General features: G+C 34.8%; 24 protein-coding genes. 15 read left to right on the top strand and 9 right to left on the bottom strand.

The features are described 5' to 3' along the window. Positions 1–35 precede the first annotated feature (35 nt). The 10 genes from LV842_RS03985 to serS all read left to right on the top strand — a co-directional run bounded on the left by LV842_RS03985 (position 36) and on the right by serS (position 11,223). Positions 36–986 (top strand): MlaD family protein, encoded by a 951-nt coding sequence (locus tag LV842_RS03985; RefSeq protein ID WP_233110169.1) that lies wholly within the window; start codon positions 36–38, stop codon positions 984–986. A gap of 8 nt (positions 987–994) precedes the next feature. Continuing rightward, entirely contained in the window at positions 995–2,320 is a 1,326-nt protein-coding gene (locus LV842_RS03980; protein ID WP_233110168.1) for a (Fe-S)-binding protein, read from the top strand. A gap of 84 nt (positions 2,321–2,404) precedes the next feature. Further along, entirely contained in the window at positions 2,405–3,190 is a 786-nt protein-coding gene (locus tag LV842_RS03975; protein ID WP_233110167.1) for a (Fe-S)-binding protein, read from the top strand. A gap of 14 nt (positions 3,191–3,204) precedes the next feature. Beyond that, positions 3,205–4,365, top strand: coding sequence for a hypothetical protein (locus tag LV842_RS03970; protein ID WP_233110166.1), 1,161 nt, complete (start codon positions 3,205–3,207; stop codon positions 4,363–4,365). Positions 4,366–4,389: 24 nt separating this feature from the next. Further along, on the top strand, positions 4,390–4,878 hold the full coding sequence (locus LV842_RS03965; RefSeq protein WP_233110165.1) for a hypothetical protein: 489 nt from the start codon (positions 4,390–4,392) through the stop codon (positions 4,876–4,878). A gap of 86 nt (positions 4,879–4,964) precedes the next feature. Next, complete coding sequence (locus LV842_RS03960) at positions 4,965–6,095, top strand: glycosyltransferase (RefSeq protein WP_233110164.1); 1,131 nt, start codon at positions 4,965–4,967, stop codon at positions 6,093–6,095. A gap of 5 nt (positions 6,096–6,100) precedes the next feature. Next, positions 6,101–7,354 (top strand): MATE family efflux transporter, encoded by a 1,254-nt coding sequence (locus LV842_RS03955; protein ID WP_233110163.1) that lies wholly within the window; start codon positions 6,101–6,103, stop codon positions 7,352–7,354. 63 nt (positions 7,355–7,417) lie between these two features. Further along, a complete protein-coding gene (gene asnB / locus LV842_RS03950) occupies positions 7,418–9,319 on the top strand; it encodes an asparagine synthase (glutamine-hydrolyzing) (RefSeq protein WP_233110162.1) in 1,902 nt (633 codons plus the stop codon). 33 nt (positions 9,320–9,352) lie between these two features. Then, entirely contained in the window at positions 9,353–9,859 is a 507-nt protein-coding gene (locus tag LV842_RS03945; protein ID WP_233110161.1) for a hypothetical protein, read from the top strand. Between the two features lie 95 nt (positions 9,860–9,954). After that, complete coding sequence (gene serS, locus LV842_RS03940) at positions 9,955–11,223, top strand: serine--tRNA ligase (RefSeq protein ID WP_233110160.1); 1,269 nt, start codon at positions 9,955–9,957, stop codon at positions 11,221–11,223. Positions 11,224–11,279: 56 nt separating this feature from the next. Here serS and LV842_RS03935 read toward each other — a convergent pair whose 3' ends face one another. The 9 genes from LV842_RS03935 to LV842_RS03895 all read right to left on the bottom strand — a co-directional run bounded on the left by LV842_RS03935 (position 11,280) and on the right by LV842_RS03895 (position 20,931). After that, positions 11,280–12,059 carry a hypothetical protein gene (locus tag LV842_RS03935; RefSeq protein ID WP_233110159.1) on the bottom strand — a complete coding sequence of 260 codons (780 nt, stop codon included), beginning with the start codon at positions 12,057–12,059 and terminating at the stop codon, positions 11,280–11,282. A gap of 22 nt (positions 12,060–12,081) precedes the next feature. Then, on the bottom strand, positions 12,082–12,849 hold the full coding sequence (locus LV842_RS03930) for a sulfite exporter TauE/SafE family protein (RefSeq protein ID WP_233110158.1): 768 nt from the start codon (positions 12,847–12,849) through the stop codon (positions 12,082–12,084). Next, positions 12,840–13,292, bottom strand: a complete 453-nt coding sequence (locus tag LV842_RS03925; protein WP_233110157.1) for a FixH family protein — start codon at positions 13,290–13,292, stop codon at positions 12,840–12,842. The genes LV842_RS03930 and LV842_RS03925 overlap by 10 nt, the downstream gene beginning before the upstream one ends. A gap of 8 nt (positions 13,293–13,300) precedes the next feature. After that, entirely contained in the window at positions 13,301–14,755 is a 1,455-nt protein-coding gene (gene ccoG, locus LV842_RS03920) for a cytochrome c oxidase accessory protein CcoG (protein WP_233110156.1), read from the bottom strand. A gap of 94 nt (positions 14,756–14,849) precedes the next feature. Then, positions 14,850–15,731: a cbb3-type cytochrome c oxidase N-terminal domain-containing protein gene (locus tag LV842_RS03915; protein WP_233110155.1), complete on the bottom strand. Its 882-nt coding sequence runs from the start codon at positions 15,729–15,731 to the stop codon at positions 14,850–14,852. A 10-nt stretch (positions 15,732–15,741) separates the two neighbouring features. Next, positions 15,742–15,939 carry a cbb3-type cytochrome oxidase subunit 3 gene (locus tag LV842_RS03910; RefSeq protein WP_039370054.1) on the bottom strand — a complete coding sequence of 66 codons (198 nt, stop codon included), beginning with the start codon at positions 15,937–15,939 and terminating at the stop codon, positions 15,742–15,744. Between the two features lie 17 nt (positions 15,940–15,956). Further along, complete coding sequence (gene ccoN, locus LV842_RS03905) at positions 15,957–18,218, bottom strand: cytochrome-c oxidase, cbb3-type subunit I (RefSeq protein ID WP_233110154.1); 2,262 nt, start codon at positions 18,216–18,218, stop codon at positions 15,957–15,959. A gap of 30 nt (positions 18,219–18,248) precedes the next feature. Continuing rightward, on the bottom strand, positions 18,249–18,443 hold the full coding sequence (gene ccoS / locus LV842_RS03900; RefSeq protein ID WP_233110153.1) for a cbb3-type cytochrome oxidase assembly protein CcoS: 195 nt from the start codon (positions 18,441–18,443) through the stop codon (positions 18,249–18,251). Between the two features lie 109 nt (positions 18,444–18,552). Continuing rightward, on the bottom strand, positions 18,553–20,931 hold the full coding sequence (locus LV842_RS03895) for a heavy metal translocating P-type ATPase (RefSeq protein WP_233110152.1): 2,379 nt from the start codon (positions 20,929–20,931) through the stop codon (positions 18,553–18,555). Between the two features lie 90 nt (positions 20,932–21,021). Here LV842_RS03895 and LV842_RS03890 point away from each other — a divergent pair, with 90 nt between their 5' ends. The 5 genes from LV842_RS03890 (at position 21,022) to LV842_RS03870 (ending at position 25,810) form a co-directional block, all read left to right on the top strand. Beyond that, complete coding sequence (locus LV842_RS03890; protein WP_233110151.1) at positions 21,022–21,735, top strand: Crp/Fnr family transcriptional regulator; 714 nt, start codon at positions 21,022–21,024, stop codon at positions 21,733–21,735. Between the two features lie 63 nt (positions 21,736–21,798). Continuing rightward, the gene (gene panB / locus LV842_RS03885; RefSeq protein WP_233110150.1) at positions 21,799–22,614 is read left to right on the top strand and encodes a 3-methyl-2-oxobutanoate hydroxymethyltransferase; all 816 of its coding nucleotides are present in this window, start codon (positions 21,799–21,801) and stop codon (positions 22,612–22,614) included. 3 nt (positions 22,615–22,617) lie between these two features. Beyond that, positions 22,618–22,941, top strand: a complete 324-nt coding sequence (locus LV842_RS03880) for a hypothetical protein (protein ID WP_233110149.1) — start codon at positions 22,618–22,620, stop codon at positions 22,939–22,941. Then, a complete protein-coding gene (locus LV842_RS03875) occupies positions 22,942–23,622 on the top strand; it encodes an RluA family pseudouridine synthase (RefSeq protein ID WP_233110645.1) in 681 nt (226 codons plus the stop codon). 118 nt (positions 23,623–23,740) lie between these two features. Further along, positions 23,741–25,810, top strand: coding sequence for an Ig-like domain-containing protein (locus LV842_RS03870; protein ID WP_233110148.1), 2,070 nt, complete (start codon positions 23,741–23,743; stop codon positions 25,808–25,810). The last annotated feature ends 64 nt before the right edge of the window (positions 25,811–25,874 follow it).

Raw genomic sequence — 25,874 nt, 5'->3', positions numbered from 1 at the left:
ATGTAGTATATTTGCTCATTAGAAAAAATTAGCAAGTGAAGTTCAGTAAAGAATTAAAAGCAGGTGTTATCGCGCTTTTAGCTATCGTAGGCTTTGTCGTATTATTTCAATTCATGAAAGGCAGAAGTCTTTTTACTACCGATAATATATTTTACGCAAAATATGATAATGTAGAAGGTTTAGCTCAATCTTCGCCAGTTTCCATTAATGGTTTGAAAGTGGGACAGGTCGATAAAATCATTCCTCAAACAACGAAAACAGGACAAATTAATTTCATCGTTAAAATTACGGTTGATAATAGTTTTGAATTTTCAAAAAACTCAACACTGGAGATTTTTGAACCGGGTTTAATGTCAGGAAAAGAAATGAGAGTGAATTTAATGTATGGTGGACCTACTGCAAAAGATGGAGATACCTTGAAAGGAGCTTTCAAACTGGGAATGATGGGAAGTCTTTCTTCTCAGGTAGGACCTGTAAAAGATCAGCTGCAGACTGTTTTGTACAGAGTTGATTCTTTAATGTCAAATGCAAATAAAATTGTTGATGACCAAAACAGAGCCGAAATCAGAGCATTATTGGCAAATCTTAATAAAACAGTTGGTGCATTGCAAACAACAGCAGGAAGTGTAAATACTCTTGTTGGAAACAATGATCCGAAACTTCAGAAAGTATTAGATGAAGCAAGCGTTACCATGAAAAGTGGTAAAACGACTTTAGATAAATACGGGAATCTAGCAGAAAGCATTGATACTAAAAAACTGAACGCAACGATTGCAAATTTGGATGCAACAGTTGGACAGTTGAACCAAGTAATCGGAGGTATTGATAAAGGGCAAGGAAGTTTAGGTAAATTAATGAAAGACGAGCAGTTGTACAACAATCTGAATTCTGCTTCTACTAACCTGAATGCTTTAATAGAAGATATGAAAGCAAACCCGAAAAGATATATTAACTTCTCTGTTTTCGGAAAGAATAATAAAAACTAAAACTTACCATGCAATATATCGATAATATTATTTTTCTGATTTTATTAATTGCAGGTTTCGGACTATTTGCGAAAAGTCTGCAAAAGATATATAGAAACATCAGATTAGGAAAAGAGATCAACAGAAGTGACCGAAAGGGGGAACGCTGGGAAACCATGGCTCGCGTAGCGATGGGACAGAGTAAAATGGTAAAACGTCCTGTTGCAGGTATTTTACACCTTTTTGTTTATGTAGGTTTTGTCATTATTAATATTGAACTTGTTGAAATTGTTGTTGACGGGATATTCGGGACACATCGATTTTTATCATCCATATTCGGACATGGTCTTTATAATTTCTTTACGGCTACTTTAGAAGTGTTAGCACTTTTAGTAGTGATTGGAGTGGTTGTGTTCTTTATCCGTAGAAACTTTTACGGAGTGAAAAGACTAACGATGAAAGAACTTTTCGGATGGCCAAAGCAAGATGCCAACTGGATTTTGATTATTGAGTTTGCCCTAATGATGGCTTTCTTCAAGATGAATACAGCGGATTGGGTTCTTCAACAAAGAGGATTGCTTCCTGAACATGGAAGTTTCCCTATCAGTTCTACACTTTTAGCGCCTATCTTTAACAATTTCGGTGATGGATTCTTATTCTTTACAGAAAAAGCAGCTTGGTGGTTTCACTTTGTAGGAATTTTATTCTTTATGAACTACCTTTATTATTCTAAGCATTTGCATATTATTTTAGCTTTCCCAAGTACTTGGTATGCGAATTTAGAGAAGAAAGGACAATTCAATAATTTAGAATCTGTTACCAAAGAAATTAAATTAATGATGGATCCGAATGCAGATCCATACGCAGCTCCGGCTGAAGGGGAAGCAGAAGTTCCTTCAAAATTTGGAGCAGAAGATGTTTTTGATTTAAATCAGGTTCAGCTATTGAACGCCTATTCTTGTACGGAATGTGGCCGTTGTACTTCAGTTTGTCCTGCAAATATTACAGGTAAAAAATTGTCTCCGAGATTGATTTTAATGAAAACGAGAGATCGTTTGGAAGAAGTAGGGAGAAATATCGATAAGAACGGAAGTTTTGTAGACGATGGTAAAAAATTGTTGAACGATTATATTACCAAGGAAGAGCTTTGGGCTTGTACTACATGTAATGCTTGTACAGACGCATGTCCTGTGTTATTAGATCCGCTTTCCATTATTTTTGAAATGAGAAGATTCTTGGTAATGGAGCAATCTGCAGCACCACAGGAATTGAATCTGATGATGACGAATGTAGAAAACAATGCAGCTCCTTGGCAATACAATCAAGCAGATCGTCTGAACTGGGCAAATGATTAATTAATTTAACAATGTAAAAATGTAACGATGTAACAATCATTGGTAAACTGTTGCACTGTTATATTGATAAATTTGAAAACTACTATGGATTTCACGATAAAAACAATGGCCGAATACGCAATGGAAGGCAAATCTCCGGAAGTTCTTTTCTGGGTAGGATGTGCCGGAAGTTTTGATGACAGAGCCAAAAAGATAACAAAAGCATTCTGTAAAATCCTAAATAAAATAGGAGTAGAGTTTGCGGTTTTAGGGCAAGAGGAAAGCTGTACAGGTGATCCTGCAAAACGTGCCGGAAATGAGTTCATTTTTCAGATGATGGCATTAACGAACATTGAAGTTCTGAATGCTTATGAAGTAAAGAAAATTGTAACGGCTTGTCCGCACTGTTTCAATACTTTGAAAAATGAATATCCTAGTTTAGGAGGAAATTATGAGGTGGTACACCACACGCAATTCCTTAAAACATTAATGGAAGAAGGTCGTTTAAAGATTGAAGGCGGTGCTTTCAAAGGCAAGAAGATTACGTTTCATGATCCTTGCTATTTAGGAAGAGCAAATGACGAATATGAAGCACCAAGAATGCTTTTAGAAAAGTTGGATGCAGAGCTTGTAGAAATGAAGCGTTGCAAAACCAATGGATTATGCTGTGGAGCAGGAGGTGCACAGATGTTTAAAGAGCCGGAAAAAGGAAATAAAGACATCAATATAGAAAGAACGGAAGAAGCTTTGGCATCGTCACCAAAAGTAATTGCAACAGGCTGTCCTTTCTGTAATACTATGATGACAGACGGTGTAAAGCACTTCAATAAAAATGAAGAAGTTGCCGTTAAAGATATTGTAGAACTTCTGGCTGAAGCGGAAGATCTTTAATTAATACAATCTAAGTGAGGTTTTTAGGAGAGAAAAGTGTAAATTTTAAATGGAAAATTTCTTTCCTAATTACCTTAATTCTTGTTTTTCTCTTAAGTATATGGAATTATAAAAACAGAATGTATGACTGGGATATGCCCGGTTATATGGGATGTTTTTATACCATGATTATGCCCGATAATCCTGAAAAAGTGCATCATCGTATTTATGATGAAATAAAAAAAGAAGCGCCGGATTACGAATACAACGATATTATCGGCATAAAAAAGTATGACAGAACAAGGCAGTATTTCACTAAAAATACACAGTCTTTTACAGAACAACTTCCTTATTTTCAAATCAAAGTAGGATACAATCTTGCTTTACTTGTATTATATAAACTGGGTTTTACCGGTCCGATGTCGGTAACAATGCTCAGTATTATTTCTTACTTTATTTCCGGATTATTGCTGTTTTATGTCCTGAAAAATATATTTCCGGATAAACCTTTTATAAGTGGTGTTTTGTGTATAATCATCTGTTTGCTTCCTCCGGTTGCATTCATCTCCAGAATATCTACACCCGATATGTTTGTTTTTCAGTTTATGCTGATTTTTATGTTAGGATTTCTGCGTAAATGGAATGATTGGAGCATGTTTTTAATTTTGTTTCTCATTACTTTTGTAAGACCGGATTATATTACATTTACCCTTACTTATCTTTTTACTTTGCTTCTTTATATTTTTTACAAAGAAAAGAAGATAAAACTTTCATATGGTCTACAGGCAGCTTTGCTGTTATTCCTTTATTTTATAATCATGAAATATTATAACTATCCGGGATGGAAAGCGCTATTTTATGATACCTTTATATACAGAAGACCGTTTATCAGCACAGAAGTTGCTGATTTTACCGTGGGTAAATATTTTGAAATCCTTTTCTCCAGATTACTGTATTTTAAAAAAGTAACATTAGCATCTGTAAGCATGCTTTTTGTGATTTTCTATCTTTCGAAAGACCTGTATATAAGAATGATTTCGGTATTTATTTTTGTCAATATCTATATAAAATTTGTGTTTTTCCCTCAGTCTGCTGAATTAAGATTCTATATATCCTTTATTATTTTACTTTTATTGATGATGCTATATGTAGTAAGCAAAAAGTATAAAAATTTTCAACTCGGGAAAATTGCGTAATTTTACTCTTTAAATTTATTGGAAATGAAAATTGAAGAATCTTCTATCGTAGAAACCAGCGACTATAGAGTTATTATATATCCGGCATCAAGACCCTTTACAACAAAAGAAGCCAAAACAATTACAGAAAAACTATACGATTTTCTGGCAACTTGGGCTGCACACGGAAAAGCGCTTTCTTCATCTTTTAAAATTGAAAAAAATCAATTTATTATCATTTGTGTAGATGAAGAAAAAGAAATGGCTTCAGGATGCAGTATCGATGCTTTAGGAAAGATCATGAGAGAAATTGATGAAGAATATCAATTAGGTCTGTTCGACAGAATGAAAGCAAGCTTTGTTGAAAATGGAGAAGTGAAAACTTTGAAATTGATTGATTTTAAATCGAAGCTGAGAAATAACGAAATTTCTAAAGATATCCAGGTTTTTGATTTCTCTAAAAACACCTATCTTGATTTTTTAAGCCACTTTTTATTGCCACTTGAGAAAAGTTGGGCAGCTTCTATAAAATAATTTTTTTAAATATATTTGAATTTCCTCCGAGGTTTCTTTTACTTTGAAACTTCTGAGGAAATTTTGTTAGTTAATATATTTTCTGAATGCAAAAAGTACTTTTTTTAACGACCGCTCATCATTCCAATGACGACAGGATTTTTTTTCATCAGGCCAAAACGCTTGTTGAAGAAGGATTTGAAGTTAAAATAAGCAGTCTTTGTTCAGACATTCAGGAAAATGTAGATGGAATTCAGATCGAATCGTATTCTATCTTAGAAAAATCGGTAAAGGAAAAATTTGAAACCTTTAAAAAGATCTGCAGTTCGTTTCAGCCGGATTGTATCATTTGTTCAGAACCTGTTGCCGTTTTTGCTGCAAAAAAATATCAGAAAGAGAAAAAAACAAGTATTGTTTATGATATAACAGAATGGTATCCTGCTATGTCAATGCTTGAAAATTATACATATCCCGTAAAAATATTTCATGCGATAAAGTTTTTTCTGATTCAGTTATATGCAGGCTTTCTAAGTACCCATTTTATTTTTGGGGAAAGCACAAAGAAATTTCCTCTGGCTTATTTTTTTCCGTTGAAGAAAAATATGATTCTTCCTTATTACCCGGATGAAAAATATGTTGTGTCGAATACTAAAAGACTTACTCCAAATGAAATAAAACTCTGCTATACCGGAGCCATTTCACAAGATAAAGGAATTGGGAACTTTTTCAAAGCGGTTGATCTTTTAAGAAAAAAAGTACCCGAAACTAAGATCAAACTTCTCATCGTCGGTGCTGCGAGAAAAGAAAGTGACGAAAATTACTTCAAAAATCTACTTTCTCAATATCAATTTGAAAATATCGAGATCCGGAAACCTACATCATTTGAACATTTTACAGAAACTTTTGCCGATGCCGACCTTTGTTTCGATCTTCGGGAACTTAATTTTGAAAATAACCACTCTTTGCCGATCAAATTATTCTATTATATCGGAGCCGGAAAACCTATAATATACTCAAACCTTAAAGGAATTCGTGAGCATATGGATGTCTCAGGCTTTGGACAACTTGTTAATCCCAGAAATGCTGAAATCATTTCTGATTTAATCGTAAATTACATCCGGAATCCGGAACATTATTATGCCCATGTTCTTAATGCCAGAAAAGCATTTGAAGAAAAATACAATTGGAAAGTAATCCGGAATTCTTTCGTTGATTTTGTGAAAAAATCTATTAAATAACTGCCATGCAACTCACTGTTGTCAAAACTTTTATTTCGCGTTTTCTCATTCTGATCCTAAGTTTCGGGTTGGTGATTTTTTCTACCAATATGTGGGGAAGTGAAGGAAAAGGAACCATTTCGATTGTGATCGCCAATGCGGCGATCGTAAGTTTTTTCAGCAGTATTTTCGCAGGAAGCAGTACTTCTTATTTCGCATCAAAATTTAAAACAGAACAGATCTTAGTATATTCTTATATCTGGTCGGTTGTTATGGGGATTCTAATTCCTGTTGTATTCAGTTTTGCAGATATTCAGGCTGATTATTTACTTTATTTGATCGGAATTTCAGTTTTTTCAGCATTATTATCCGTCAATGTCAATCTTTTTGTAGGAACTCAGAACATCAGATTGTTTAATGTGTATACGGTTTTACAGCAGCTTGTACATATTATTTTTCTCGGAATCTTTATTTATATTTTAAAACTGAAAGATGTTTCAGTATATTTTGGAGCGCAGATTTGTTGTCTGGCGTTTTTATTTTTCACGAGTTTTTTTCAGGTGATCAGAAAATGTAACATCTCGGACATTTCTTTGTCAAAAAAAGTGTTTAAAAGCATGTTCGAATATGGCTGGAAAACCCAACTCAGTGCTTTTGTTCAGTTTTTGAATTACCGACTTTCCTTTTATTTTCTTGAACATTTTGAAGGAATCGGAAGTGTAGGTATTTTTTCAATAGGAATTACCTTTTCAGAAGCCATTTGGACGATTACAAGAAGTATTGCCGTAATTCTATATTCAGATGTCGTTAACAGCAAAAGCAGGGAAGAATCAATTCTTAAAACAAAATCTTCATTAAAGCTTTCATTTTTATTGATGCTGATTTTTTTATTGGGAATTATTATCATTCCCGGTTCGGTGTATGAAATGATTTTCGGAAAAGGATTCAGGGGAACAAAAGACATTATGTTGCTTTTATCTCCGGGAATTCTTGCCATTGGAATTAGTGATATGATAGGCTATTATTTTTCAGGAATTAAAGAATTAAAAATTCTCAATATAAAATCAATAGTCGGATTGATTGTAACTCTTGTTTTTTCTTTCTTTTTGATCCCTAAATACGGAATTTTCGGTGCTTGTATGGTGACTGCCTTATCATATTCAGTTTCGGCTTTACTTTTATTTGTGAAATTTTATCGTTCTACAGATTTCAGAATTCAGGATTATCTGATTACCAAAGAAGATTTTCGTTTAGCTAAAGAAAAATTGATAAGGAAGTAAATCATCATTCAATTTTTAGAAAATCAAGCCTTTTGCTTATTTTTACTTTTCAAAATCAGAATTATGTGCGGAATTTGCGGTTATTATTCATTTCATAAAAATATTTCATCTAAAAATATTACGGAGATGAATCTGTCGATCAGACATCGCGGTCCCGATGATGAAGGGTTTTGGATATCTGATGGTTTTGAAAGCAAAAATTTCTCGGGAAATGATTCTACGGAAAAGATTAAAACACAATTTCCTATTTTACAAGAAGAAAGCTCAAAAATTGCTTTAGGTTTCAGAAGACTTTCGATTCTGGACCTTTCAGAAAAAGGGCATCAACCGATGCTTTCCGAAGATGAAAAAGTAGTTATTGCCTTCAATGGAGAAATTTACAATTTTAAAAAACTCAGAGAAGAACTTAAGGCTTTAAACTATCATTTTGAAAGCCATTCCGATACAGAAGTTATTCTCAAATCATATATAGAATGGGGAACTTCAATGTTTGCAAAACTTGATGGAATGTTTGCGATCTGCATTGTGGATCTTGAACAACAAAAAATTCTTTTGGGGAGAGATCGGGTAGGATTGAAACCATTATTTTATTCTAAAAATAAAAATGGATTAATCTGGGCGTCAGAAATAAAAGCACTGCTGAAAAATGAATTTATAAAACCTGAAATCAACTGGAACGGAGTGTATACCAATTTTCTTTTCCAGACGACTTTAGCTCCTGAAACCTGTTTTCAGCATATTTTTTCATTGGAACCGGGTTCTTTTATGAGTGTTGATCTCAGGAATCAGGAAATTGTAAAAGAAAAATTTTGGGAACTGTCTTTAAAAACTGATTCTTCTATTTCAGAAAACGAAGCTATTCAAAAAATTGATGCTCTGCTTGCTGAAAGTGTTTCTGAGCAGCTTCATGCCGATGTTCCTGTCGCAAGTATGATGAGCGGAGGAATTGATTCTACTTTGATTACTTCAAAATCAAAACCTTTTAAAAAAGATATTAATGCGTTTACGATTTCTTATCAATTCTCGGAAGAGGAAGTGGAAAACGCATCACTTGTTGCACAAAAACTTAACATTGATCATCATGTAAAAAAAGTAAATGATGAAGAGGTTTTAGCGCAGCTTACAGAAAATATTCAGCATTTTGAGGAGCCTTACAGCAGTCTTGAAGTATTGATGAATGCAGCTGAATATGCTAAAAATTTGGGATTTAAAGTGGTATTAAGCGGAAATGGTGCGGATGAACTTTTTGCGGGATATTCTCATTCTTTAAAACTTAAAAAATGGCTTTTTCTGAAGAATTTTAATGGGATAAGATATTTTATTTTTACAAAGGATCAATTTTCGAAAAAAGTTAAAAATTATTTTTCCCAGGATACGATGTTCGATTTTTTCAGACAAAGTCAGGTCGGGATGAAACCTGCTGAGGCAAAGTCAGTTTTTAAAGCTAATATTTTTAAACATATTAATCCGGATCTTAAACAATATCATCTTAGTGAAACTAAAGATTACGTTGGGTATTTTGAATATGATATGAAATATTCACTTTCGTCGCATCATGTTTTCAGAGATGATTTAAGCGCTATGAAATATGGGGTAGAATTTCGCTATCCTTATTTAAGTAATGAGTTAATAGACTTTGTATCTTCACTTCCTGAAAACCTCAGATATAATGGGATTCAGAATAAACCGTTATTGCGAAAAGTTGCTGAAAAATATCTTCCAGAAGAAGTTTTGAAGATGCCGAAAAAAGGATTTTCTTTTCCTTTAAGTTATTTTATTAAAAGTGAAGAAAAGATAAGAGATTTTATCAAAGATAATCTGGAAAATCTTAAAAAAAGAAACTTTTTCAATGCTGATGTTATAGACGAATGGTGGGTAAATCAGAATGAAGTATATGCAAGTGTAAAAATCTGGCAACTTGTAACTTTTGAATTGTGGTATCAGAAATATTTTGAAAATCAGTAAGCAGACTAGAAATTAATATTTTACCTTTGTCATATGAAGAAATCTTTTTGGGGAATACTAATTGGTTTGGTAACACTTCTAAGCTGTAGAAGTGACGATGATTCTTTGCAGAAAATTGATCAGATCTTTAATCTGTACATAAAAGATGCTTCGGGTAAAGATTTATTAAATCCTACAAAAATAGGCTCTTATACAGGAGTTTCTCTGAATGATCAACTGGCAGATAATAATGTTGCTAACGTTTCTTTCGGACGCAAAATGCTTGCTGATTCCACTTATTATATAGAATATATTGCAGGTGCAAAGAGACAACTTTATAATGATACTGATCCTGAGAATAAAATTTATCGATCGGAAATTCGGGTTTCTCTGACTAAAAAAACATCAGCAACAACAACGGCTCCCGTAGATATTGATACTTTAGAAATTTTCTACAGAATTAATCCTTCAGTTTTTGAGGTTTCGAAAGTGTATTACAATAAAGTTTTGAAATTCTCGAAAGTACCTAATGAACCGAATGTGGTTACAATCATAAAATAATCTTAAATTTGCATAAACTGTTCAATGTTTTAAGTTTGAAACCAATTATTTCAGATTTAATGTATCTACTATTGAACCTTAAACTTTAAACTTTTATGTTACAAGTCAATTTTTTGCGCGACAATAAAGAACGCGTTTTAGAAGGTCTTAAAAAAAGACAATTCAAAAATCTTGAGTTGGTAGACGAAGCGATTGCTACTGACGAAGAAAGAAAAAAAATTCAGTTTGAATTAGATTCCCAGCTTTCCGAAATTAACAAAATCTCCAAAGAAATTGGAATGTTGATGAAAGAAGGGAAAAAAGAAGAAGCTGAATCTGCAAAATCTAAAACAGCACAATACAAAGAGTCGACGTCGGAATTGAAATCTCAATTGGATGTAAAAGAAAAAGCTTTACTGGATATTTTGTATCAGCTTCCTAATATTCCGAATGAATTGGTGAAAAGTGGAGCTTCTGCGGATGATAATGAAATCATTTATCAGTCTCATGATGTGGAAGGATTAGGAGAAGGAGCAATTCCTCACTGGGAGTTGGCAAAAAAATATAACCTTATCGATTTTGAATTAGGAGTAAAAATTGCCGGAGCCGGTTTTCCTGTTTATTTAGGAAAAGGAGCAAGATTGCAGAGAGCTTTGGTTCAGTATTTCTTAGATAAAAATGTGGAGAAAGGATATATGGAAGTCAATCCTCCTCACGTTGTGAATGAAGCTTCAGGATATGGAACAGGACAGTTGCCGGATAAAGAAGGTCAGATGTATCATGTTGGTGCTGATGATTTGTATTTAATTCCAACAGCGGAAGTTCCCGTGACGAATTTATACCGTGATGTTTTGTTGGATGAAAAAGATCTTCCGATTAAAAATACGGCTTTCTCTCAGTGCTACAGAAGAGAAGCGGGAAGTTACGGAGCTCATGTAAGAGGATTGAACCGTCTTCATCAGTTTGAAAAGGTGGAAATCGTAAGAATTGAAAAACCAGAGAATTCTTATGCTGTTTTGGAAGAAATGGTAGAGCATATCAAAGAGATTTTAACAGATCTTGAACTTCCTTACAGAGTACTGAGACTTTGTGGTGGAGATACTGGTTTTGCTTCTGCAATGACGTATGATTTTGAAGTATGGAGTGCTGCTCAGGAAATGTGGCTGGAAGTAAGTTCTGTTTCTAACTTTGAAACTTTCCAGGCCAACAGATTGAAATGCCGTTATAAAGCGGATGGTAAATCTCAGCTGGTCCATACATTAAATGGTTCTGCAATGGCGTTGCCAAGAATAATGGCAGCTTTGCTTGAGAACAACCAGACTGCAGAAGGAATTAAACTTCCTAAGAAGATTGCTGAATATGCAAGATTCGATTTGATTAACTAATATTAAATTATATTCTAAATAAAAACCCACCGGAATTTTCTGGTGGGTTTGTTTTTTTATTCAGTTACGATAACTATCTTCTTATCTGAATTTTTAAGTGCTTTTTTTGAGTCACCAAACATTTCATCCAGATTGTAATCGACTCTTATGGTATGATCATCTACTTTAGTAATCCAGTCATGTTTGCCGGTAATCGACTTTATTTTATTTTCAAATTTTAAAGTCGTACTCATTTTTTTGAGCATCATTTTCATCATGGATGAGGCAGACTGGTTATTATCAGCAGTGTCATCTAAATCAAGGCTTTCTTCTCCGGGAAACCCTTTTCCTGAAAGAATATCTTTAAAACTATTGATATTTAAATTTTCAGTATCTATGGTAAGCGTTTTCCCGTCCCAAACATTGAATGCCATGTTATCAACAGGAAGTTTATCTTTTTTGGACATACTCCCGATTGTACCATAATCTGTTTTTGTAAAATGATCCATTTTCATGGAAAAACCGACAAGATCTTCTTTATCAAAATTGGACTTCATGAATACTTTTTTCATGATTTTAATGGAATCCGGGTTGGTAGTTTTTAATTTCCCTTCTTTTTTCTCCATGTCGTAAAGACTCGTCCATGTTTTTGGAAGTTTTTCCAATTCGGCAAGTTCTTTTTTATCATTTTTTAAAGAATCGGGCATCATGGATTTGAACATCATCATCGCTTCCTTCATATCAACATCCATTAATGTTGTAGATGCTGCATCTTTATGATACACGATTTCTGAGTTTACCGTACAGGATTGCAGAGTAATAAGAGTGATTACAAGTAAAAATAAAATCTTTTTCATAGGTGTGTATTTGATTTATAGATTAATGACAATTGGCATTGTTGTGTTTGTGTGTGCTGTGGTCTCCTGGTAAATGGCAGTCTCCCTGATTATCCTTGGAAACCGACATTGCTTCTGCAGGTGGAGAGATATAAGGAATTCCGAGTTCTAAACCGCGAAGAATGAATAATCCTCCCAAAACAATCATCACTACAGGAATTACTTTTAAAACTTTAACTCTAAAAGCTTGATTCATGAGATTGCCTACCAAAACGACTGCAAACATAAATGGAAGTGTTCCTAATCCGAATAGAGACATATATAAAGCTCCTTGCCAGATTCCTCCGCTTGCCAAGCTTGCTGTTAATGCCATATAAACCATTCCGCAAGGTAAAAATCCGTTAAGGATTCCTGTTGTAAATCTGGAACGGTAATCGGCTTTCTGAAGAAGTTTTCCTAAGTTTGATTTTACGGAAAACAAAAATTTAGAAAAGAAAGGAATCTTTGAAGCAAAATCTTTTCCCCCAAAAGAAAATAAAGCCATGATAATCAAAAGAACTCCGACTAAAATAGTTAGGTATTTTTGAAAACCGGCCATTTCAAATCCTTCACCAATAATTCCTAAGATGGCTCCCAAGAGAGAGTAAGTAAATATTCTTCCGAACTGATACGTTAGATTTTGAAGATAATAATTGGTTGCCTGTTTTTTAGTTAATCCCATCGACAGAGCAATAGGGCCGCACATTCCGATACAGTGAAAGCCGGATGCGAAGCCTAAGCCAATTGCCGATACAATAAGTGCTATTTCCATATCACATCATAGTCCATTCTGTAGTCTGTTTTGTCTTTAGTCCAAGTCAATCTCAACGTATAATTTCCCACTTTTAAGACCTGAGTAGGAATTGTAAAAGATTTATTGGCATCAAGCTGCACAGTTTTATGTATATCTAAATTCTGGTCGTCGGTTCTGTTTAAAACAAATTTTACCGTAGTGTTGGAATTGTCGTAATCTTTAGGGAAAGAAATTATAATTCCGGATTTATCTTGCTTGTATACAGGTTTTTCCTGTAAATCATCGGCTCTTTTTTTAGCATCAATTACATCTTGGTATTTCAGCTCTTCTTCATAATAATTATCAGTTACCATTTCAGAATTTTTCTGTCCGTTTGTGAAAAGAAACATCATCGATAAAATAAAAATGATGAATGCAGCTAGTGCAATTACAATACCGTGTCCCCAACTAAAGTTTTTCATACTCAAAATTAAAATTGTAATTTAAAAGGTCCTTCAAAATACGTCTGGTAAGAATCAACAAGCTTACCTTTCATATCATAAACGCCTATGGTAATATTTTGTTTTGATAATTTCATTTCATTTTCCGGGAAGCTGATATTGATAGTCCCTTTTGTGATCTTATCTCTATCTACACTGATCTTACTTGATGCACTGTAAATAATTTCTCCGTGTTTAGGCTCAATTACTTTTATCGTTACTACTTTTTTATCATTCGTTTTATTTAAGAATGTATAATTATAAGTATTGGTAATTTTGCCATCTCTTACAAAGAATGTGCTTCCTGCAGGTTTGATGAATTTAGCTTCCATTTCTCCACGGCTGGATAACAGATAACCCAAGAATCCGACAAGTGCTAAAAGAAGAACAGCAAAGCCTTTCATTCTTCCTGTAAACTTGAATGGGATTTCTTTTTCGATTTCGTTTTCGGATGCATATCTGATCAACCCTTTCGGCAGACCAACTTTTTCCATAACTTCATCACAAGCATCGATACAAGCTGTACAGTTTACGCATTCCAATTGTTGACCGTCTCTGATATCAATTCCTGTAGGACAAACAACAACGCATTGATGACAGTCTATACAGTCTCCTTTTCCTGCAGCTTTTCTGTCTTCTCCTTTTCTCCATTTAGATCTGTTTTCTCCACGTTTGAAATCGTAGAAGACATTGATGGTGTCTTTATCAATTAAAACTCCTTGAAGTCTTCCGTAAGGACAAACCAATGTACAAACCTGTTCTCTGAACCATGCAAAAACAAAATAAAATGCTGCGGTAAACAGAATCATTACCATAAAGTTGGTAGGGTTTGCAAACGGACCCTGTGATACGATTTTAATTACTTCTTCATACCCTACGATGTACATAAACATAAAGTGGGTAATAATTAAAGAGATCACAATAAAGACTGTCCATTTTAAGCTTCTTTTCCAGATTTTCTCGGCATTCCATTCCTGTCGGTCCAGTTTCATTTGCTTATTTCTGTCACCTTCAATAAGATAATCTATTTTACGAAATATAGATTCCATAAAAATTGTCTGAGGGCATATCCAACCGCAGAAAATTCTTCCGAATGCAATCGTAAAAACAATAATAAAAATAAGTGACGCAATAGCTCCTAAAGTAAGGATGAAAAAGTCTTGAGGATAGAAAGGCTGTCCGAAAATGAAAAACTCTCTATCAATAACATTAAATAGGATTAAAGGATTTCCATTAATCTTAATAAAGGGTAATGCAAAATAAATAATCAGTAAAATATAACTTACAATATTTCTATAGTTGGTATACTTACCTTTTGGCTTTCTCGGGAAGACCCATTTTCTTTTTCCCGATTGTTCCATTGTGCCAATAGAGTCTCTATAAGTTTCGGGATCAAGTACCTGTCCTTGTCCTCCTCTTGCTTCTATTTCTTCTATGTCTGACATTTTGTAATGTGTTTAAAAAAGAAAAGCATAATTCGTTACTATTTTATTCTAATAACCAATTATGCTTTTCATATATTTTAATTTTTTTTAAAAATTATTCTTTTTCCCAGTGTGCTTCTGTTCCTTGAGGAGCAGCTCCACCTTGAGCAGGTGTTACTGGAGGTTGCTCTTGGTTGATGTGATATACATACGCTGCAATCTTCTCAATCTCAGCACCCGAAACTTCTCCGTTTTTCCCGAATGGTCTCATTGCTGGGTTTGTAGGAGAACCATTCCAGTCCATATGGAAAACGTTTTTGAATAATGTTTTCTCTGGCTGGTTGATCCAGAAATTGTCTGTCAAGTTTGGTCCGATACCACCACTACCATCTTCTTTGTGGCAAGATGCACAGTTTGTTTTAAATAATTCTTTACCTTCTGCAATGTTATCAGCTGAATATTTAGCTGTTTCAATCGTTACAGGAGGCTGGCTTGCGTTGTAGATTTCAATAGCTGCCATTTGCTCTTTATATTCTTTTTCATATTCGCTTAATGGGTGAGCGAAATCTGTGAAAGAGAATGCTGCAACATATACAATACAAAAAGCAGTCCCAAAATAGAATAAACCTACCCACCATTTTGGTAATTGGTTATCCAATTCCATAATTCCATCGAAACCGTGGTCGATAAGGATATCTTTTTCTTCTGTATCAGATTGCTTTTTGAAAGCTGCATCATACATTCTTCTTAAGAAAGGAATTTTCTTTTCTGCTAAGTATGCTGCTTTTTCTTCTGCAGTTAGTTTTTTGAATTTATTATTTTCAATTAAATCTCCAATTGCACTGTGGATGTAAGCCAAGATTGCACTGATCACTACAGTTCCCCAGAAATATGGAGACGTTAAAAACGAGTAGCTTTGTACAAACAAATAATAAAAAACTATTAAAAGTCCAATTATTATTAAAATGTTTACAACAACCGGTGTTCTTTGTTTCATAATAAATAGTTTAATTTTTTAAATTAAAATCATCTTCATCATCCTGCAGAGGAGCCTCTTCTTCTTCTTTGTAATATTTTTTAGGTCTGCTAAAAACATAGATTATCAAAGCTACGAAGAACAGGATAAAGAAAATCAGAGCCAATGTCTGGTAAAAACCAGCATTTTCTGTATTGGATAATATATCTTTAAAGTTCTGAGGAATCATAGACCTTTTAACGTTTTTTAGTTATTACTTGCTGTTTTAATTTCAGTTGTTTTAATATCTGTACCTAATCTTTGTAAATAAGAGATAAGAGCTACAACTTCTTTTGTCTCTAATTTTACATCAGGTCTCTTTGCATATTCCTGTTTCAAGTCATTTGCTTCAGAGAAGATATCTTTTACAATTTTCTTAGCCTGGTTATCTGCCCAAGAGTTTGCAGAATCGATTTCAGCTTTTGTATAAGGTACATCAAATGTTCCTTTCATAAGCTTCATTTTGTCTACCATTTTAGATCTGTCTAGATCTGTAGCAATTAACCAAGGGTAACGAGGCATGATAGAACCGGCAGAAGTAGATCTCGGGTTATACATATGCTTATAGTGCCAAGAACTTGGGTTTTTACCTCCTTCTCTATGTAAATCCGGTCCTGTTCTTTTAGATCCCCAAAGGAATGGTCTGTCATATACAAACTCTCCAGCTTTTGAGTACTGTCCGTTTTTACCGTTGAATCTTGTAATCTCATCTCTGAATGGTCTTACCATCTGTGAGTGACAAGCGTTACATCCTTCTCTGATATAAATATCTCTACCTTCTAATTCTAGTGGCGAATATGGCTTTACAGCAGAAATGGTAGGTACACTTTTCTTAAGTGATAGAGTAGGGATAATTTCTACCGAACTACCAATTGAAATAGTGAAGAAAGATAGAATACCTAATAATACCGGTGTTCTTTCTAACCAAAGGTGAGTTCCTTCTCCTTCTTTTCTGTTTTTGCTGATGTTTGCCAAAGCTGGTGCTTCTGCAGGAACTTCTTTCTGGAATGATCCTTTTCTTACAGTTGCAACAACGTTTATAATCATTAGGATAGCTCCTGAAATATAGAATGCTCCTCCTAAGAATCTCATTTTAAAGTAAGGAATAATTGCAGTTACGGTATCTAACCAGTTTTTCCACAATAACGTTCCGTCCGGGTTGAATTGTTTCCACATTAACCCTTGAGTAAATCCTGAAATATACATTGGTACTGCATAGAAAATAATTCCTAAAGTCCCTAACCAGAAATGCCAGTTAGCTAATTTTACAGACCAAATTTTTGTTCTCCACATGATCGGGATCAAGTAGTAGATAACTCCGAATGCCATGAAACCATTCCATCCAAGAGCTCCTAAGTGTACGTGACCGATAACCCAGTCTGTGAAGTGACCAATTTTGTTAATGTTTTTAGTTGCTAAAAGCGGTCCTTCAAATGTTGCCATACCATAACAAGTAACAGCTACAACGAAGAATTTAAGAATCGGGTTTTCTCTCACTTTATCCCAAGCTCCTCTTAAGGTAAGAAGCCCGTTTAGCATACCTCCCCAAGATGGTGCAATAAGCATGATTGAGAAACCTGTTCCCACCGCCTGAGCCCAAGCCGGAAGTGCTGTATACTGAAGGTGGTGAGGTCCCGCCCAAATATATACGAAAATTAATGACCAGAAGTGAATGATAGACAGTTTATAAGAGAAAACTGGTCTGTCTGCAGCTTTTGGTAAGAAATAATACATCAAACCTAATACTGGAGTCGTTAATACGAATGCTACTGCATTGTGACCATACCACCATTGTACGATAGCATCTTTTACCCCTGCATAAGCTGAATATGATTTCCATCCTGTGAAAGATAGTGGAACTTCCAGGTTATTGAAGATGTGAAGCATAGCTACTGCAATCCAAGTACCGATGTAGAACCAAATAGCTACATATAAATGTCTTACTCTTCTTTTTGCAATAGTTAAGAACATGTTTGCTCCGAAAATAATCCAAGAGAACGCAATTAATATATCGATTGGCCATTCGTGTTCTGCATATTCTTTAGAAGTATTAATACCCATAAAGAATGTAACGAACGTAGCAACAATCATAAACTGCCAAGTCCAGAAATGTAACCAAGATAATGTATCACTGTACATTCTTGTTTTTAATAATCTCTGTAATGAGTAATAAATACCTGTATAAACGATATTACATACAAATGCAAAGATTACGGTGTTTGTGTGCAACATTCTGATTCTACCAAATCCGAACGCACCATGAGTGTTTATTAAACCTTGAATGTTTCCTGATGCCAAACTTTTAATTGTTGTATCATCAGTTCCGAATAAAAATTCGGGAAGTTCAGGGTAGAAAAGCATTAATGCTGCCGTAAGCCCGAACGTGAACCCAATAAGACCAAATACTATGGTCGCGTAGAGGAATGCACGAACAATGCTGTTGTCATAACTAAACTTTTGTGTCTCCATATCAACTATTCACTTTTTTCTTCAATTTTATTATTTTCCTATTTCTTTTTTGTCTACTTCTTTGTTGCCAACTTCTTTTTCTTTGATCTCATCATCGAAAAGAATCCTGACAGCCGGAGATTCATCATCTTCAAACTGTCCTTTTTTGGCATACACTATAAATACGACCAAGAAAATCGCAGCTAAAGAAACACTGCATAGGATCATTAAATATAGAATATCCATTTGACAACAAAATTAACCTATTTTCGGGGTTCAAATTTAGTGAAAAATAATGACATTCATCACGAAATACAGGTTTTGGCTAATTTAAAATCAGTCTAAATAAGATGGTTTAAGGCTGTTTCTTAAAGTATTTGCGACCTAAAATCCATGTCGAAACGGTAGTGAAGGTAACCACTGTGATAGAACTTATTGGCATGATGATTGCAGCAAAAAGCGGATGCATATGTCCTGTAACTGCGTAGCTTAAACCAACAATGTTATAAAGGAAACTAATGGCAAATGTCATTTTTACGATAGTGATAGACCCTTTGCAGACGTTAAGGTAATTGTCTAAAGTCACAACTTTTTCTCCATTCATGATCACATCGGAAGAAGGGGTGAAGCTGTTGGAATCGTCAGCAATAGCAATTCCTACATTACTCTGTTTTAATGCTCCTGCGTCATTCAGACCGTCTCCCAACATGGCTACTTTCATGTTTTGATGCTGAAGATTTTGGATGTAATTCAATTTGTCTTCAGGGTTTTGGTTGAATGCCATTCCCTGGTAATTCGGAATTAATTCTTTCAGCTGCTTTTCTTCAGAAGAATTATCACCACTCAGGATGAAAATCTTATAGTCGGTAAGCTTTTTAAATAGATTGCTAAGACTTGGACGATATTCGTTTTTGAAGATGAATTTTCCTAAGAATTCATTGTTTTTACTGATGTAAACAGCGGTTTCCAGGTTTTTAGATTCTTGATTGTTGTATTTTGCAGAGCCGATTTTATAAATATTTCCTCTTACATTCGCTTCGTATCCTTTTCCTGAAATTTCCTGGAAATTCTCAACCGGATAATAATCGTCATTTGCATCAATGAAATCATACAAGCTCTTTGAAAGAGGGTGATTTGAGTTCTTTAATAATGTTTTAATATTCAATAAATCAAATTCTTTGATCTCTGAACCTTCGTATCTGATGTTTGATTTTTTTCTGTGGGTAATGGTTCCTGTTTTATCAAAAACAATCGTGTCCAGTTTTGCGATTTTCTCGATCGTTAAAGTGTCTTTTACGTAAAATTTATTTCGACCTAAAATTCTCATAATGTGTCCGAAAGTAAACGGAGCAGACAATGCAAGAGCGCAAGGACAGGCAATAATCAAAATAGCAGAAATCACCTGGAACATCTTTTCTAAATCTACGGTTGCCCAATAAATTCCTGAAAGTAAAGCAATCCCTAAAATAATGAATGTGAAATACTTGCTGATGTTGTTGGTTAGCGTGTCAAGACCTGTTTCATGTTTTTTAAAGGCCTCTTTGTTCCAAAGTTGGGTCAGGTAGCTTTGGTCAACATCTTTTATAACTTCCAGTTCCAGAGAAGAGCCAATCTGTTTTCCTCCTGCGAAAATTTTGTCTCCCGGTTGTTTGTTGATGGTAGCGCTTTCTCCTGTGATGAAGCTGTTGTCAATATTTCCTTCACCGTTGATCAAAATAGCATCAACAGGAATGATTTCCTGGTTTCTAACTAAAATTCTATCCCCAATTTTAATTTCAGAAAGTAAGATATTATCTTGTTTCCCTTCAAAGTCAACCTTCGTTACGGCAATTGGATAAAAAGATTTGTAATCTCTGTCGTAAGAAAGGGCATTGTAAGTTCTTTTTTGGAAGATTTTTCCTAAAAGCATAAAGAATAAAAGTCCGCATAGGGTATCGAAATATCCCGGACCGTAATCTGTCACGATCTCGTAAACACTTCGCCCAAAAAGAACAATAATTCCTAAAACAATCGGAACGTCAATGTTAACAATTTTATTTTTTAAACCATACCAAGCGGATTTGTAATAATCTGATGCTGAATAAAATACAACGGGAACGGCTAAAAGGCACATCAAGGTTCTGAAAAGCCCTTTATAGTGTTCCATCCAATAATCTTCGCCTCCTACATATTCCGGAAAAGCCAAAAACATTCCGTTACCAAAAGCAAAAGCTGCAATGGCAAATTTTACCAAAAGAGATTTGTCAAGATGATCTACGTTTTTGTCCGCAGTTTCAAGACTGATAACAGGTTTGTATCCTAAATTGGTTAAGAAATTAGCTAATTCGCTTAATTTTAAATCATTATGGTTGAAAGAAATCTGTAAGGTCTTTCTTGTGAAGTTGACCTGAGAATATTTAATATCTTTATTTAAAGTATGAAGACTTTCCAGAAGCCAAATGCAAGATGAACAATGAATTACAGGGATTTTGAAAGTAACTAAACTCGTGCCTCCTTCTGAGAAATCTGTAATCTTTTCAAAAATTTCAGGAGTGTCTAAATAATCAAACTGAGTAGAATTTTCATCACTCGGACGAATTCCTGCTCTTTTATTGAGTTCGTAAAAATTACTTAGATTATTGGTATTCAGAATTTCGTAAACAGACTTGCAGCCGTTGCAACAAAAAACTTTTTCGTCAAACAGAATTTGCTCCTTTTCTATCCCTTGGCCACAATGAAAACAGTTCTCGCTCACCTTCATAAATTATTGAAGCACAAAATTATAACAATTTTTTTTGTTTATCGAGTTAAAAAGTTCTATTTTTGTGATAAATGTCATATTAAGATGCCGCAGGAACAACAGCTCGCTATTGAAGAAAGATTTGCCAAAGTTTTTAATGATAAATCATTCAAAGAAAGACTATCTAATGCAGATTTTGAGAAATACATTAGCGTAAAGAAAAAAATGAGTTTTCAAAAGCATGACATCATTTTCGAAGACGGAGAAATTCCGAAAGGAGTATATGTTTTGGAAAAAGGTGCCGCTAAACTATCAAAGTCAGGAGCTTTTGGAAAAGATCAGATTTTAAGGTTTATCAAAGAAGGCGATATCATTGGGTATCGTGCACTGCTTTGCGGTGAAAATTTTCAGGCGAAAGCTGAAGCGATGACGGATGTTGAATGTACTTTTCTTCCTTCGGATGTGTTTATGCATTTGTTAGAAGTAGATCCCCAACTTTCATTTGTAATGCTTCAGAAAATTTCCTACGAACTAGGAGAGTCTTCCAATACCATTACTTTCTTGGCGCAAAAAACTGTAAGAGAAAGATTAGCTGAAATATTATTGCTTCTGGAGCAGAAATTAGGAGTTGATCCGGAAGGTTTCATCAAGATTTCTTTAACGAGAGAAGAAATTGCAAACATTATTGGAACAGCTACAGAAAGTGCAATCCGTCTGATTTCCGAATTTAAACAAGACAGTCTCATTGAAGTAGACGGTCGAAATATCAAAATTCTCAACCACGACAAATTAATGAAACTAGGTCACGTAGTTTTATAAAAATCATACAAAACTTTGAGTCGGCTACATGCCGACTTTTTAACTTTAAAAAATAGATACATTATGTCTGTTCATTCTGAAATTAAAAAAGTTACTACCGAAACTTTGCGTAAAATGAAATTCGACAAAGAAAAAATAACGATGCTTACGGCATACGATTTTACTACGGCGAAAATGGTAGATGCAGGAGGAATTGATGCAGTTTTGATAGGAGATTCTGCAGCGAATGTAATGGCGGGTTTTGAGACGACGTTGCCTATTACTTTGGATCAGATGATTTATCACTCTCAGAGTGTGGTAAGAGGAACCGACAGAGCTTTAGTGGTTGCTGATTTACCTTTTGGAACGTACCAAAGTAATCCTGAAAAGGCCCTGGAATCTGCGGTAAGAATGATGAAGGAAGGAGGTGCTCATGCCGTGAAAATTGAAGGAGGAAAGGAAATCTCAAAATCTATTAAAAAAATTATCAATGCAGGAATTCCTGTAATGGGGCATTTGGGATTAACGCCACAATCTATTTATAAATTCGGAACCTACAAAGTAAGAGCTAAAGAAGAAGCTGAAGCTGAAAAATTAATTGCTGATGCTCAACTTTTGGAAGAACTGGGATGTTTTGCTGTTGTTTTGGAGAAAATTCCGGCAGATTTGGCTAAAAAAGTAACAGAAGCTATTTCTATTCCAACAATCGGAATCGGAGCAGGTCCTCATTGTGATGGGCAGGTTTTGGTGTATCACGATATGGTTGGAATGAACAAAGGGTTTAGTCCGAAATTTTTAAGAAGATACCTTGATTTGTATACAGAAATTACAGGAGCGGTTGCTCAATATGTAAAAGATGTAAAAGGTCAGGATTTCCCGAACGAAAATGAAAGTTATTAATTCATGAAAAATCAACAATCTACCCAAGGAGTTTTATCAATTATTGCTCTGGTTTGTCTTGCAGCGGGATGGTTTAATTTCTTTTCTCCGGAAATCAATAACTTACTTTCCCGAAAAGTTTTTTATGTTTTAATAGGAATCAGCTTTTTTCTTCAGGCACCTACACTTACCAACAAGAATTTTGTATATGCAATGTACGGAGCAGCTGCATTATGCGTGATAGGAGCTTTTTTTCCTTTAGGATGGAAAATATCGGGAATTAAAACGATAGGTCTTTTAGCCGGGATCATTCTTTCATTTTCAAACAGACCTACTTATCGTCAGTAAATCATGGAGGAGCAGATTGTTTATGAGGACAACCATCTTTTGGTGATTAATAAAAAAGTCGGTCAGCTTGTTCAGGGTGATAAAACCGGTGATGAATCATTATTAGAATTAATCAAAGATTTTATAAAAAAAAGAGATAACAAACCGGGGAATGTTTTCCTTGGTTTAGTTCATCGTATCGACAGACCAACTTCAGGTTTGGTGATTTACGCCAAAACCTCCAAAGCTCTTTCGCGTTTAACTCAAATGGTTAAAAACCGTGAGGTAAAGAAAACATATTGGGCTGTAGTTGCCAAAGAAATGATTCCAAAAACACAAAGACTGGTTCATTATTTAAAGAAAAACGAAAAAAATAATAAAGCCATTGTTTTTCCAAAAGCTACTGATGGAGCAAAAGAGGCGATCCTGACTTATAATGTCATTAAAACATTAGATAACTATCTTTTGCTGGAAATCGATCTGGAAACCGGAAGACATCATCAGATCAGAGCTCAGTTATCAAAAACAGGAGTTCCGATTAAAGGTGATTTAAAATATGGTTCACCCCGCTCAAATTCTGACGGTGGAATCAATCTTCACGCCAGAAAACTGGAATTTATTCATCCTGTGACTAAAGAGACTATTGAAATTGTAGGACCTGTTCCACAAAACGATGTTATTTGGAAGGTTTGTGAAGATTAAACGTTATTCTTGATGATTATTTAATGTAAATGTTTATTTTTTATTTTTAAATTAATATAAACATTGTTTTGTTGGTTTTTTTATTAAATTAGAGCAGTTTTAATTTAATCCAATTCCAATGAAACATTTTTACAACCTAAAAATCTTTAAAAATTCCCCCAAAAGGAATTTAAGAGCAATAGCACTTTGCTCTTTATTTTTATTAGGCTCACACTCATTTGTGAATGCCCAGGCAAAAGCTTATTCGTTTGCCCAATCTACGGGTACTTTTACCGCTCTTACAGCGGGAACAGTTTTAGCAACAGCAACAGGAACTTCAGGGACAGCAAGTTTGTATCAGGTAACTCCTTATGATGTCACTTTACCTTTTAATTTTAATTATAATGGTACAGTTTATTCAAGTATTAAGGTATCTTCAAATGGATATATTACTTTTGGAACAACGGCACCGGGAACATCTAATTCTACACCAATATCATCAACAGAGACTTATAACGGAGCAGTCTCAGTATTTGGTAAAAGCTTGAATACATTTGCTAGTTTAGGAGGAATTACCGGAGACATCAGAACGGATGTTGTAGGAACAGCTCCTAACAGAGAAATGGTTGTTCAATGGACGAATTTCAGACCGGCATACAGTACTTCTACTACCTCTGCTTATGCATTTTCTTTTCAAATCAGGTTGAAAGAAACAACTAATGTCATTAATATGGTCTACAATACTGGAGCTTTTGCTATCGGCTCTACTAGTGTTACCGGAACTGCTCAAATCGGACTTCGTGGTGCATCAAGTTCTGATTTTAATAATCGTTTAAATGCTAGTACATTAGCATTTACCAGCTCTACCCCGGGAACAGACAATGCAAGTACACAATATACAAGTACAGTATCGACTTCTGCGTCAGGAATGCCTCCTGCTGGATTTACTTATACATGGACTCCTCCTACGTGTTTTGCCCCAACTTTAACAACAGGTTCGTCAACTCCAAATTCTGTTACAGTGAATTGGGCGGCTCCGACTCCGACACCGGGGAATTATGATGTTTATTATAATACTACCAATATAGCTCCAACAAGCACTACGACACCGACACAAACGAATATTACGGGTACTACAGCGACAATCCCGTCCTTAGCTCCAATAACCGCCTATTATGTGTGGGTAAGATCTAATTGTGGATCTGGAAATTATAGCGCTTGGTCTGCAGAGCCAATAGTAGTGATTACACCTTGCTTGCCTCCGGGTTTAATTTCTACAACAGGAGCAACAATTTGTCCCGGAGCAACTGCAACTTTGAATGCTACAGCTGATGCAGGAGCAATAGTAAAATGGTATGATGTGGCAACAGGAGGAACTTCAATAGCAAGTGGAAATTCCTATACTACACCAACACTTACAACGACAACGAATTATTGGGCAAGTGCAGCGAGAGAATCGCAAGGGTTTGTTGGGAAACAGACGATTGAAAGTGGAGCGACAACGGGAGGAGGTTTAACCTCATATATGATATTTTCTGTATCTTCAACTTTTACACTACAAACAGTAGATTTATTTCCTTATTCCGCAACTGATGGTACAGCAGGAACTGTTACCATAGAATTAAGAAACTCATCAGGAACTGTAATTGCATCTAAAATAGTAAATGTAACAGGACATAATTCAACGGCTAATTCTATGCCGCAAACAGTAGTTTTAGACTTTGTTATACCTCCGGGAAGTAACTATCGATTAGGTGTTGGTGCATGGACTGGGATCACAAATATGTACAGAGATAGTGCTAATTTAGCGTTTCCATATTCTTATGCAGGTGTAGTGGATATTACTGGTGGTAGCTTAACAACCCCATATTATTACTTCTTTTATAAATGGGGAATTCTAACGAGATGTGAATCTGCCCGTCAGCAAGTTACTGCAACTGTAGATGCAGCGGCTTGTCTGGGGACTTCCGAAGCTGAAGCTAAAGAAAATGTAAAAGTTCATCCCAATCCATTCACTGAAATTATCAATATTAACAAGGCTGAATCGGTAAGAACAGTTAAAGTAATTGATGTTTCAGGTAAATTAATTAAAACAATTAATAACCCTCAGTCTACAATAAATTTACAGGATCTTTCACAAGGACTTTATATTTTAGCTTTGGAAATGAAAGATGGAACTCAACAGTCCATTAAGGTTATTAAAAAATAAAAAACAAAACAAAATATCTTAAATAAAGAGCGGTGTAATTCATCGCTCTTTTATTTTTCAGAAA

The sequence above is a fragment of the Chryseobacterium gwangjuense genome, assembly GCF_021311115.1.
GTDB classification, from domain to species: Bacteria; Bacteroidota; Bacteroidia; order Flavobacteriales; family Weeksellaceae; genus Chryseobacterium; species Chryseobacterium gwangjuense.
Note: the sequence above shows the minus strand (reverse complement) of the source record. Positions and strands in the feature narration are given on the sequence as shown.